Annotated in this window: 7 protein-coding genes; 6 read left to right on the plus strand and 1 reads right to left on the minus strand. The window is 43.1% G+C overall.

Features of this window, described 5'->3' with window-relative positions:
* Positions 1-569 precede the first annotated feature (569 nt).
* From DL796_RS11520 to DL796_RS11530, 3 genes are all read left to right on the plus strand, one after another.
* A complete protein-coding gene (locus DL796_RS11520; protein ID WP_110201865.1) occupies positions 570-2,738 on the plus strand; it encodes a S46 family peptidase in 2,169 nt (722 codons plus the stop codon).
* Positions 2,739-2,902: 164 nt separating this feature from the next.
* Complete coding sequence (locus DL796_RS11525; protein WP_146205090.1) at positions 2,903-3,391, plus strand: hypothetical protein; 489 nt, start codon at positions 2,903-2,905, stop codon at positions 3,389-3,391.
* 56 nt (positions 3,392-3,447) lie between these two features.
* Positions 3,448-6,114: an EAL domain-containing protein gene (locus tag DL796_RS11530; protein ID WP_227593072.1), complete on the plus strand. Its 2,667-nt coding sequence runs from the start codon at positions 3,448-3,450 to the stop codon at positions 6,112-6,114.
* A 69-nt stretch (positions 6,115-6,183) separates the two neighbouring features.
* Here DL796_RS11530 and acnB read toward each other — a convergent pair whose 3' ends face one another.
* On the minus strand, positions 6,184-8,796 hold the full coding sequence (acnB, locus tag DL796_RS11535) for a bifunctional aconitate hydratase 2/2-methylisocitrate dehydratase (protein WP_110201867.1): 2,613 nt from the start codon (positions 8,794-8,796) through the stop codon (positions 6,184-6,186).
* Between the two features lie 421 nt (positions 8,797-9,217).
* On the opposite strand from acnB, the gene purB reads away from it, so the two are divergent.
* The 3 genes from purB (at position 9,218) to DL796_RS11550 (ending at position 13,208) form a co-directional block, all read left to right on the plus strand.
* Positions 9,218-10,582: an adenylosuccinate lyase gene (purB, locus tag DL796_RS11540; protein ID WP_110201868.1), complete on the plus strand. Its 1,365-nt coding sequence runs from the start codon at positions 9,218-9,220 to the stop codon at positions 10,580-10,582.
* Between the two features lie 67 nt (positions 10,583-10,649).
* Positions 10,650-11,801 (plus strand): cupin domain-containing protein, encoded by a 1,152-nt coding sequence (locus DL796_RS11545; protein ID WP_227593073.1) that lies wholly within the window; start codon positions 10,650-10,652, stop codon positions 11,799-11,801.
* A gap of 42 nt (positions 11,802-11,843) precedes the next feature.
* The gene (locus DL796_RS11550; RefSeq protein ID WP_110201870.1) at positions 11,844-13,208 is read left to right on the plus strand and encodes an MATE family efflux transporter; all 1,365 of its coding nucleotides are present in this window, start codon (positions 11,844-11,846) and stop codon (positions 13,206-13,208) included.
* Positions 13,209-13,244: the final 36 nt, after the last annotated feature.

Below are 13,244 nucleotides of genomic sequence, written 5' to 3' on the forward strand. Positions count from 1 at the left end.
CGTCACACCATCGTTCGCTACTTTAAAGTTTTCGGCCACTCCACACAAACTTCCATATAATACAGACACTGAATCCCGTGATCGAACCACAGAATGATACCTCTCCGAACCATAATGCCGTTCTTTACACGAAATAAATCGTACCTCTAGACTCAGAACCTTCAATTTATTTCTTTCGGTATCAGCCAACACCATGCTCCCCTTTAAAAGTTAGCCTCAAGACTCAATATTGCCGAGCAAATTGGACAGGACAGGCCAATTTAGTCAAATCGAAACAGGAGGTTTCGTTTGACGGCTCGAATAGTAATATTGAATCTTGAGGGAAGTCCTTTGGACCTAACTTTTGGGGCGAGTTTTTTGGTTCGTTTTTTGCTCGTTCAAAAAATGAACGTAAAATTCTAGTAGGTGCGTACAGGAATACAACTACAATAACGACAACGATAAATTTTACTGCAACACTTATTTACATTTTACTACTAACGCCCACTGGAAATTGTTGCTGATCTCTTTATATTTAACGCTGGACTAAAATTTAGAAACCTATAAACCGCGATTTCAGGGGATATTCCATGAAGAAGATATTGTCAGCTGTAGCTCTTTCAGTAGCAACAGCCGCATCGCCATTGATGGCAGACGAAGGTATGTGGCAGCCAAACCAACTACCTCAAATCGAAGATCAGCTTAAAGAAGCTGGTTTAGAAATCGACCCAAAAAACCTAACCAAGCTCACAGAGTTCCCGATGGGAGCCGTGATTAGTTTAGGTGGCTGTACTGCTTCATTCCTATCACCAAAGGGATTAGTAGCGACAAACCACCACTGTGCCTACGGTAGTATTCAATTTAACTCTACAGCTGAAAATAACTTACTAGAAAAAGGTTTTTTGGCAAAAGACTTCTCAGAAGAATTAGCAGCAGCCCCAGGCTCGCGTGTTTATGTGACTACAGATGTTACAAACGTTACAGACAGCATTAACGATGGTTTAACAGACGAAATGTCTGGCATGGATCGTTATAAGGCCGTCGAAACTAAAGAAAAATCTTTAGTTGCAGACTGCGAAGCTGAAGAAGGTTTCCGCTGTAATGTGTACTCTTTCCACGGTGGTTTAGAGTATTACTTAATCAAGCAAATGGAAATCCGTGACGTACGCTTAGTTTATGCACCGTCTTCACACATTGGTAAATATGGTGGCGACGTTGATAACTGGATGTGGCCTCGTCATACCGGTGACTTCGCTTTTTATCGTGCCTATGTTGGTAAAGATGGTAAGCCTGCAGACTTTTCAAAAGACAACGTACCTTACGAGCCAGAGCATTTCTTAAAAGTTAACGCCAACGGTGTTGCTGAGAATGATTTTGTTATGGTTACTGGCTATCCAGGCCGCACAAACCGCTACCGCACTAGCGCTGAGGTAGAGAACCAATTCGAGTGGAGCTACCCTACTTTCCGCACGATTTTGCATAAATATATCGATATTATTAAAGAGAACGCACCAGAAGGTAGCGACGCGCGCGTTAAGTACGCTAGCACACTAGCTGGCTTAAACAACGCCGAGAAAAACTGGGGCAGCATGATCGAGAGCTATGGCAAAGGTGATTTGCTTGAGCGTAAGCAAAAGCTAGAAGCAGAGCTTGAAGCCTGGTTGCTTGATAACCCTGAGATGAAGGAAAAACACGGCGATGCGCTTGCAGCTCTAGATGCTTTAATTAAAGAAGATCTGAAAGACCAAGCTGTTCAGATGAAAAAATGGGGCATGAACCGCGATACATTGAGCGGAACAGCGGCACGACTTTATCGCCTTGCCATTGAAAGCGAAAAACCAGATGCAGAGCGAGAGCCTGGCTATCAAGAGCGTGATTTAACACGTATCAAAGAAGGCCTCAAACGCATGAACCGCCGCTGGGATGCTGATGTTGAAAAAGCCTTATACAAGCACTTTGTAGCCGTTTACGCGGAGTTGCCAGCCAAAGATCGTGTTAAAAGCTATGACAAATACATGGGAATCAGTGGTAAGTTCAACGCTGATAAGTTTAATCGCAAGGTCGATGACATGTTCGCAAAAACAAAGCTTACCGATCAAGACGTTCGTTTAAGCTGGGTTGGCAAGTCAGTAGAAGACTTTAAGAACTCTGACGATCCGTTCATCCAGCTTGCTGTTGCGACATATGATGAAAAGCACGAAAAAGAGCTTAAAGACAAAGAGCAGTCAGGTAAGTTCAAGAAGTTACGTCCGCAATACATGGCAGCCATCATCGACTTCTATAAGTCTAAAGGCAAGCCTGTGTACGCTGACGCTAATAGCACACTTCGTGTGACTTACGGTAACGTCAAAGGTTACTCGCCTCAAGACGGCATGTTAGCGACTCCATTTACCACGCTCGAAGGTATTAGCGCTAAACATACTGGTGAAGAGCCATTTAACTCACCACAGAAGCAGCTTGAGCTGATTAAAAACAAGACTTACGGTGAGTACGAAGACTCAGCGCTAAACAGCGTCCAAGTCAACTTCCTATCAACAGTGGACACTACGGGCGGTAACTCAGGTTCACCAACAATGAATGCCAATGCTGAGTTTGTAGGCTTATTATTTGATGGTGTTTATGAGTCAATCATTGGTGATTGGGACTACAACCCAGAACTCAATCGCTCAATACACGTTAGTAGCGCCTATATGTTATGGGTAATGGAGCATGTTGATAATGCACAAAACCTCATTAAAGAAATGAAGATTGTTAGATAAGAAATTGATTTAACAAATACTCACATTTCAACAATGTAAAAAAGTTTAAGAGCAGCCCTAGGGCTGCTCTTTTTGTATATATTTTAAACAATATAACAATGATTTCAGAGCTAAAGCACTATAATGCAGCTGTTTATTCCACACCGACAAAGGTCTTTGCTTTGATGTCCAACAATTTTGATTACAACGATTCACTAAACATACAGGAAGGTTCTGTGATACATCGTTGTGCGTCTATAATAGAATCCCACAACCAGATACTGTGCGTGAAGTTCCCCTATAACGTTGAGCTCTGCGAAGACTTTTTTGTGGCTAACGACCAACATATTTCATCTGAATATCATCAACACCACGCCAAGTCGCCACAGTTATTAGTAATATTAGACGGTATCGCTGACTGGTCTTCTGACTGTCGGACTTACTTAAAATCAGAAACCCACCAAAGTTTATACAGCGCCATTGCTTTCACCTTAAGCACGGGCAATATGTCGGTGCTGGAGAAGCACTATCTCGAGCTAGTTTATACCAACCAACTACAAAACAACGCTACCAAACTGTCTCAAAGATACCCAATTGGTATCTTTTCAAATAAGAATGATGCTTTACGCTGGTTAGAATCTAGACCTAGTAGAAACAAGATTGGTAAACCTTAATCATATTGCTAAAACACCGCAAAAATAATAAAGTGGTGTAATTGAGGGGGACAATTGTGCATAGATTGAACTTTAAAGCTCTAGTGCTGGTGGCTTGCTTGTTCCTACTTCAACTGTTCGCAACTAGAGCTAAAGCTGACCATGATAATGAAGAACCCGTACGTTCTTTAAGGGTTGCTATGTTCCACGCGCCCCCTATTATGGAAGTGAACCCAGATGGTAGTTATAGTGGCTTTATGGTTGAGCTGCTGGACGAGCTTGCTAAGCTTGAACACTGGGAGCTTGAATGGGTCAGACTTTATTGGCCAGAAGTCATTCCTGCCGCATTAAATAATCAAATAGACCTTATCCCTTTTATTTCTTATTCCGAAGAACGCGCTAAATATTTAGACTATAACGATATAGGCATCCTAACCGGCTGGGGACAGGTTTTTGTCCATCGCTCAGAAGAAACTCCGAAAAATATTCTTGGCTTATCTGGCAAAACTATAGCCATTATCAAAAATGAAATCTATGGAGAAAAGCTGGCCGGATTGTGCGAGCTTTTTATTATTGAGTGTAACTTTATTGAGGTTAGTACTTACGAAGAAGCCTTTGAGCTGCTACAGAGCAGGAAAGTCAGTGCTTTCGTAACCAGCAACCTAGTGAGCTATGGCTATTCTAATAATTTCGTAAAAAAGACTCCTATTGCCTTTGAGCCGAGAAAAGTACTCTTTGCCACTGCAAAAAACACTAACGCTAGCCTATTAAAAACCATTGATCACTACACTAAGCTTTGGCGTTACGATAAGGAGTCGCCCTACTTTGCCCTAAAACAAAAGTACCTATCTGAAATAGAGCAAGACCAACCTATCCCACCATGGGTTATTTATGTTCTATTGGCTGTTCTCGGACTTTTGCTCATGCTAGCCCTAATTTCTTTATTATTACGCCAGCAAGTAAAGATAAAAACCCAGCATATAGAAGAGCAAAGCGATAAAATTCGTCAGATTATTAACCTTGTACCACACATGATTTTCGCCACAAACGCTAACGGTAAGTTAATTCTAGCAAACCGCTACGCTTCTAAGTTTTTTGGTATCGATAGATCGAATAAAAAACATCACGATAAAAAAGACATACTGGAAAAAGCTCAAAAAGCGGCTAATCTTTTTGATGACGAAGAATTGTTATTACGACGTGATGCTCATGCCCTGCAAAAAGAAATAGAAACCTATAATGTTGATGATGAAAAATTTGTATTAAACGTCTCAAAAGTCCCTTTTATTGCACGTTATAGCAGAACCCCCTCTGTAGTGACTGTGGGCGTTGACATCACCGAATCAAAAGCCTACGAAAACCAAATCAAACACATGGCGCAACATGACTTGTTAACAGGTTTACCAAACAAGCTCTTGCTTAATGATCGATTGGAACAATCCTTAGTATTAACAAAGAGTTATGGGCATAGTGGCGCCGTCTTATTTATCGATTTGGATTATTTTAAAAACATCAACGACTCTCTAGGACACGCTATAGGCGATGAGCTTTTAAAAGAAGTGGCTCGTCGTATTAAATCCCAAGTTAGAGAAGGAGACACTGTAGCACGCCACAGTGGCGATGAATTTATTGTTCACCTAAACCACTTAAGTGGTCACCCTTCAAAAGCAGAAAGCTTCGCAAAAAATATAGCTGAGGCTATTAATTTCGCAATAGCGCAGGAGTATGAGTTTGAAGGCAATAAACTTTTTACAACTGCAAGTATCGGGATTGTGATCTACCCTAGTAGCGCCAAGACTGTTGAATCTATAATTAAGCGTGCTGAAACCGCTATGTACTACGCCGAATCGATGGGAAGAAATCGCTATGCGGTATTCACAAGAGCCATGGAAAAGGCTGTGGTTAGACGGCAAGTGCTCGAAAGTGAGTTACACAAAGCACTGCAAGAGTCTCGGTTTATCTTAAGGTTTCAGCCTCAAATTGCCGACGATGACTATAAATGCATCGGCGCAGAAGCTCTACTCCGCTGGAGCCACCCAACCGAGGGAATTGTTTCGCCTACAGAGTTTATTCCAATTGCTGAGCAAAATCATTTAATCATCCCTATTGGCGAGTGGGTACTTAAGCAAGTCTGTCACCAAATCAAATATTGGTTAGAAACTTATGGTTACTCCCCTTTCATTACTGTGAATTTATCGGCTGTTCAAATCCGAAATTCTGATTTAGTGCATTATATTGAGAAGCTACTAGAGCAAACTCAAATACCTCCACATTTGTTAGAGTTAGAGATAACCGAGACCGTGCTTCTCCACGAAGGAAGGGCTTCTATAGAAGTCCTGAATCAGCTAAGAAACCTTGGCTTAAAGCTTTCGATTGATGACTTTGGTACCGGCTACTCGTCGCTCAATTATCTTAAAAGATTGCCACTAGACAAACTTAAGATTGACCGCTCCTTCGTAAAAGATATTCCCGGCGATCCAGATAGCGAAACTATTATTAACACTATCATCAATATGAGCCACGACATGGGGTTAGAAGTTATTGCTGAAGGTGTAGAAACAAAAGAGCAGTTAAATTATCTACTGGCTGAACAGTGCTGTTTATTTCAAGGTTTTTACTTTGATCCGCCATTATCACTAAAGCAATTCGAAACAAAATACTTTGATAACCTTCATCATAGCGTTCTGTTTGATAACAAGGTTGTCAGCCTAAAAGAATATTCCAAAAAGGCTAAAAAGCACTAAACACTGATAAAGTAAAATAGTACAAACACAAAAAAGCCCGCTTAATGCGGGCTTTTTTAGGAGTGCTTACTAGGCACCAACTGTAACTTTATTCGTTACAGGGATAGTCACCTTGTTAGCTTGTTGCTTATACTCTTCCATCTGGTGGAAGTTCATATAAACATAAATGTCATCCGCCATTGAATCAATCTTCTTAGCGTACTCCATATACTCTTCAACCGAAGGCAGACGACCAATTACAGCAGCTACAGATGCTAATTCAGCAGAAGCTAAGTAAACGTTTGCGCCCTGACCTAAGCGGTTCGGGAAGTTACGAGTAGAAGTTGAAACAACTGTAGACTTTGGTGCTACACGTGCTTGGTTACCCATACACAGTGAACAACCAGGCATCTCTAAACGAGCTCCTGATCGTCCAAAGGTATTGTAATGCCCTTCTTCCATCAGTTGGTGCTCATCCATCTTCGTTGGCGGCGCAATCCAAAGACGTGTTGCTAATGTGCCAGGTTCAACATCTTCTAGCAATTTAGCCGCAGCGCGGAAGTGACCAATGTTAGTCATACAAGAACCGATGAATACTTCATCAATGGTATCGCCAGCAACTTCGCTTAGTAAACGCGCATCATCTGGATCGTTAGGCGCACAAAGAACAGGCTCTTTTAAGTTATCCATATCGATTTCGATAACTGCCGTGTACTCAGCATCTTCGTCAGCAGTTAGTAAGCTTGGGTTATCCAACCACTCCTGCATTTTTTCGATACGACGAGAGATCGTGCGCTCATCACCGTAACCGTTCGAGATCATCCACTTCAATAGTACGATGTTCGACTCTAGGTATTCGGCAACTGACTCTTCACTAAGTTTAATAGTACAACCAGCAGCAGAGCGCTCAGCTGAAGCATCAGAAAGCTCGAATGCCTGCTCAGCAGTTAAGTCTTCAAGACCTTCAATCTCAAGAATTCGGCCAGAGAAGATGTTTTTCTTACCGGCTTTTTCAACAGTAAGAAGACCGTCTTGAATCGCTTGGTAAGGAATTGCGTGTACAAGGTCACGTAATGTAATACCAGGCTGACGCTTACCTTTAAAGCGAACCAAAACTGACTCAGGCATATCAAGTGGCATAACACCTGTGGCAGCTGCGAAAGCAACCAAACCAGAACCCGCTGGGAACGAAATACCTAATGGGAAACGCGTATGTGAGTCACCACCCGTACCAACTGTGTCAGGTAGCAACATACGGTTCAACCAGCTGTGGATAATACCGTCGCCAGGACGCAATGAAACACCACCACGATTCATAATGAAGTCAGGTAATGTGTGTTGCGTATCTACATCAACAGGCTTTGGATATGCTGCTGTGTGACAGAATGACTGCATCACTAAATCAGCAGAGAAGCCTAAGCAAGCCAAGTCTTTCAGCTCATCACGAGTCATAGGACCTGTGGTATCTTGCGAGCCAACAGTTGTCATTTTTGGAACGCAGTATTGACCGGCACGAACACCTTCAACACCACAAGCACGACCAACCATTTTCTGAGCCAATGTATAACCTTTACCTGTATCCTTAACGTCTTCAGCGTTACGGAACAAATCATTAGCTTCAAGGCCCATATACTCACGAGCACGCTCAGTTAAACCACGACCAATAATTAACGGAATACGTCCGCCAGCTTGAACTTCGTCGAAAATCACTTTGCTGTCGTATTCGAACTCAGCAATAACTTCGCCGTTTTTAGTAACTTTACCTTCGTATGGGTAGAAGTCGATAACGTCACCCATCTCCATTTTAGATACGTCTAGCTCAACCGGCATAGCGCCTGCATCTTTCATGGTGTTATAGAAAATTGGTGCGATATTACTACCGAAACAGAAACCACCAGCGCGTTTGTTAGGAACGTGCGGGATATCGTTACCCATCAACCACAAGACAGAGTTAGTGGCAGATTTACGCGAAGAGCCAGTACCAACTACATCGCCTACATAAACGATTGGGTGACCTTTTTCTTCAAGCTTTTCGATCGTGCTAATAGGACCGATTTCGCCTTCTTTATCAGGAGTGATGCCTTCACGAGCATTCTTTAACATTGCTAAAGAGTGCAATGGAATATCAGGACGTGACCAAGCGTCTTGCGCTGGAGACAAGTCATCTGTGTTTGTTTCACCAGGAACTTTGAACACTGTTAGTGTGATTTTTTCTTCTAGCTTTGGCTTTTTAGTGAACCACTCGCCTTCCGCCCAAGACTTGATCACATCTTTAGCTACTTGGTTGCCTTTGTCTGCTTTCTCAGCAACATCATGGAACGCGTCGAACATTAACAAAGTGTCTTTCAACTGCTCGCCCGCTAGCTCTGCTAAGTCTTTATCGTCTAAAAGCTCAACCAAAGTTGCGATGTTATAACCACCAAGCATAGTACCTAATAGTTTCACAGCGTGTTCTTTGTTCACTAAAGGTGATTCTGCTTCGCCTTTTGCAATCGCCGCTAAAAAACCTGCTTTGACATAAGCAGCTTCATCAACGCCTGGAGGAACACGATCAGTCAATAACTCAACTAAAAACGCTTCCTCACCAGCAGGTGGGTTTTTCAATAATTCAACAAGCTCGTTGACTTGTTCGGCGCTCAAAGGCAAAGGTGGAATACCTTGCTCAGCACGTTCTGCTACATGTTTTCTGTATGCTTCTAACACGCTATTTTCCTCATTTTGGCAAATTCTATCTTTTACGAAGGAAAGCCCAGTAAATTGTCGTTAGCTATCAATTCGGACAATTTGGACGATTTTTAAACTAATTTGATTCATTTTTAGCTAACTCCTCCGAAAATCGGCGGCTGATTATAACACAGCATCTGAATAATGTGAGACCTATCTTATTCAGTTTGTCCTCAAAGGCCCTAGGCTTTCTCTCTAGCCATCCCCATAACCTTATAAGCCAGGGTAATGATAAAGCATAGGCTAACTCACTCCTCATTAAGCCAGTTTAGCTTGGTTTTAGTTATGCTTTTCATTATAAGTTTTGTTGTGACAAAAGGTGCGAAAAGCAAGCAGTTAAGGTATGATCGGCGACTTCTAAGAATTGATTAACTTTAGCTTTTACGGATAAGGTATGACGATGCAACTTTCCGCTTTAACAGCAATATCCCCAGTCGATGGTCGCTATGGTTCAAAAGCAGCCGATTTACGTCCAATTTTCAGCGAGTATGGACTCTTAAAATACCGCGTAACCGTTGAGGTTCGTTGGTTACAGGCACTTTCTAAAGCTGCTGAAATTAAGGAAGTTCCAGAGTTTTCGGACGCTGCCAATACTCTTTTAGACAATATCGTTGCTAACTTCTCAGAAGAAAACGCTAACCGTATTAAAGAAATCGAGCGTACCACTAACCACGACGTAAAAGCCGTTGAGTACTTCTTAAAAGAGCAAGTTGAAACAAACGACGAAGTTGCCAAAGTCAGTGAGTTTATTCACTTCGCCTGTACCTCTGAAGATATCAACAACCTGTCTTATGCTTTGATGCTTAAAGAAGGTACTGAAGCCTTGCTTGATTATCAAAAGCAAGTTGTGAATTCGATCCGTGATCTAGCAGCACAGTTTGTGAACATTCCAATGATGTCTCGCACACATGGCCAACCAGCATCTCCTTCCACGATGGGCAAGGAAATGGCGAACGTGGTTTACCGTTTAGAGCGTCAGCTAAAGCACATACAAAAGCAAGAGTTTTTAGGCAAGATTAACGGCGCTGTGGGTAACTATAACGCGCACCTCTCAGCCTATCCGGATTTCGATTGGCAAAGCTTCGCCGAAGAGTTTGTAACGTCTTTAGGCTTAACTTGGAATGCTTACACCACACAGATCGAGCCACACGACTACATGGCTGAGTTGTTCGACGCTATCGCACGATACAACACTATCATCTTAGATTTTGACCGTGATGTTTGGGGCTATATTGCGCTTGGCCACTTTAAGCAAAAAACCATTGCTGGTGAAATTGGTTCATCAACCATGCCACACAAAGTAAATCCTATCGACTTCGAAAACTCAGAAGGTAACTTGGGCATCGCTAATGCATTGTTTGACCATCTAGCCATGAAACTTCCAGTTTCGCGTTGGCAGCGTGACCTTTCCGACTCTACCGTACAGCGTGTTCTAGGCGTAGGCTTTGCGCACAGCGTTATCGCATATCAAGCAACTTTAAAAGGTATTTCTAAGCTTGAAGTCAATGAGAAGTCTTTACTCGATGAGTTGAACTCGAACTGGGAACTGTTAGCCGAGCCGATCCAAACGGTCATGCGTCGCTACGCTATTCCCAATCCGTACGAGAAGCTGAAAGAATTGACTCGTGGCAAACGTGTCACTCAGGAAGACTTAAAAGCCTTTATCGACAGTCTTGAGCTTCCACAGGAAGAAAAAGATCGCCTGAAAGAGTTAACGCCTGCGACTTATATTGGTAACGCAGTGTCTCAGGCCAAGTCGATTTAAACTTCACAGATTATATATTGTAAAACAAGTTGTTATGGTGCAGATCGAATCTAATATGTTAGGAGATATGAGTCCAGAGGAATTCCTTTCGGACTACTGGCAAAAGAAGCCATTGCTTATTCGCGGTGGCTTCTCCGGCGATCCTGCACTCATAACCGCTGAAGAATTGGCGGGATACAGTTTAGATGATGATATAGAATCCCGCCTCATTCAAAACAAGGTCAACCGCCAGAATCCTGAGCAACACTCTCAACATCAGCGCTGGCAGCTATCCCATGGACCGCTGCAAGAAGATACCTTTGAGAATCTCGGCGAAGAAAACTGGACGCTACTCGTTCAGTCCCTAGATTACTTCCACCCGCCTTTACAGGAATTGACTAAAGCCTGTCACTTCTTACCCCGTTGGCGCCTTGATGACATAATGGTGTCATTCGCCACAGCAAACGGTGGCGTAGGCCCACACTTGGATAAGTACGATGTGTTTTTAGTTCAAGGTGAAGGACAAAGACGTTGGCGCGTGGGTTATAAAGGGCAAAAAGTCAGCTCTATCAACCCCCATCCTCAAATTGCTCAAGTAGAGCCTTTCGAGGCGACGATCGACGTTATAGTCAATCCAGGGGATGTGCTATATATCCCACCTGGAACGCCACACTGGGGCATTTCCATAGACAATAGTATTTGTTACTCAATTGGCTTTAGAGCGCCCAATATCGGCTCTATTTTGGACTCTATATTAAGCTCCGCTTCGCTAGAGTTTGATAGTTTATGGCACGACGAGGGTAAGCTGAAAAAGTATCATGCCTTAGGGGCGCTTCACTCAGAGCTTCCCGAGTGGTCGCAACAGGAAATTGCTAAACTTCTCAATAAAAGAGAGTTGCTGATTGCTTCAGGGAAAACTGTTACTGAGTTAAAATACCCTGAAATGCTTGAAACCGTTAGCCTCGCTAAGTCTCAAGAGTTATCCGAAATTGCTATGTCTGAAGGCGTTGTTCTGCACCCTCTAGCTAGGATCGCTTATTTTGAATACGAGCAAGCCCTACTAACCTTCATCAATGGTATTTATTTTCAGTTCCCCAAAGGGCTCGCAGAAGCTATACAAAAACTTAATCAAAACCTAGTATTAAGTAAGAATGAATTAGAAGAGCTGCCTCGGCTGCCACTAGGCGAGTTCTTGACCCACGGCTTTGCCCTTGGCGCACTAAGCTTGCCTGAAGCTTAGTTTCATAAGCGTTGATAGCAACCAAACCATAGAAGAACCATCATGGAAAAACATTCATTACGCCAAATTGGTGAAGAAAGTAGCGCCCTAATAAAAGTCGCAATACCTGCAATTCTCGCCCAGCTAGCACAAATGACATTAGGCGTAGTCGATACCTTGATGGCTGGTAATTACAGCAAACACGCCTTGGCAGCAGTGGGTACTGGTGCCAATACTTTTATGATTGTTTTTTCTTTGTACTTAGGCCTCAGTTTCGCTTTAAATCCAATGGTTTCACATTTTAATGGCCAAGGACAATACAAGGAAATCGGCAAAACCTTTCAGATGGGGCAGTTTATTGGCCTCATCTTCGGCATCATCGTATTTTTTATCCTAAGAAACATGGAAGCGCCACTATTACTGATGGGCGTGACACCAGATATTGCAGGGCTTACAGCTGAGTATCTGCATGCTTTGAGCTGGGGCGCTTTGTCGGCTTTCTTATTTCTAGCACTTAGGGCTTCTAATGAGGGGCTTTTCTCGACTAAAGCTATCATGGTGTGTTCGTTCTGCGTGATCCCCTTTAATATTTTGTTCAATACCTGGTTTATCTATGGTGGCTTTGGTCTACCAGCCATGGGAGCTGTCGGCGTAGGCTATGCCACCAGCCTCGTTTGGACCATTCTATTTTTATTCTTACTACTTTATACCTACAAAAATCACCGCTATAAGCACCTAGATATTTTCAAAAACATCCAGTGGCCAAAATGGAGCTTGGTTAAGGAGTATTTCTCCATCGGCTCGCCTATCGCAGTAGGTATGTTCATGGAAGTGAGCCTTTTTGGTATGATTGGCATAATGGTCGCGCGCTACGGTGTCGACTTAACGGGTGCCCATCAAATTGCCATGAACATCGCTACGGTCGCCTTCATGGTGCCGCTAGGGCTCTCAGTCGCTATCACAGCACGCGTAGGCTTCTGGCAAGGCAAACAAAACTACCGTCAAATGCGACTCGCAGGATTTTGTGGGATCGGACTTAGCGTTTTCTTTCAGGCAGTATCAGTAACGCTGATGCTCCTCTTTAGGCATGATTTTGTGGGTTTTTATACCGACAACCCTGAACTCATCAATTTAGCAGCTAGCTTGATATTCCTAGCCGCAATCTTCCAGTTCTCTGACGGCTTACAAATCAACAGCGCCGGAGCACTTCGCGGCATGAAAGATACCAAGTGGCCAATGATTTACATGACCGTGGCTTATTGGGTATTCGGCTTTCCCATTGGTTATTATCTGGCGGAGTATCAAGGACTTAAAGTCGAAGGCTTTTGGATTGGTATCATCGTAGGCTTATCAATCGCTGCAGCTTTATTGCTGTTAAGGTTTATACGACGTTCACGCCAAGCCATTATTTACCACTTACAGCAATAAGCCCAGGGCCTAGTGGCTGACGCGAGCTTGCGTCAA

The organism is Kangiella spongicola (genome assembly GCF_003194565.2).
In the GTDB taxonomy this organism is placed as follows: Bacteria; Pseudomonadota; Gammaproteobacteria; order Enterobacterales; family Kangiellaceae; genus Kangiella; species Kangiella spongicola.

Bases quoted from the DNA above. Each gene is read 5' to 3' on its own strand.
- DL796_RS11520 (WP_110201865.1), top strand. From the start codon at position 570: ATGAAGAAGATATTGTCAGCTGTAGCTCTTTCAGTAGCAACAGCCGCA.
- DL796_RS11550 (WP_110201870.1), top strand. From the start codon at position 11,844: ATGGAAAAACATTCATTACGCCAAATTGGTGAAGAAAGTAGCGCCCTA.
- purB (WP_110201868.1), top strand. From the start codon at position 9,218: ATGCAACTTTCCGCTTTAACAGCAATATCCCCAGTCGATGGTCGCTAT.
- DL796_RS11525 (WP_146205090.1), top strand. From the start codon at position 2,903: ATGTCCAACAATTTTGATTACAACGATTCACTAAACATACAGGAAGGT.
- DL796_RS11545 (WP_227593073.1), top strand. From the start codon at position 10,650: ATGAGTCCAGAGGAATTCCTTTCGGACTACTGGCAAAAGAAGCCATTG.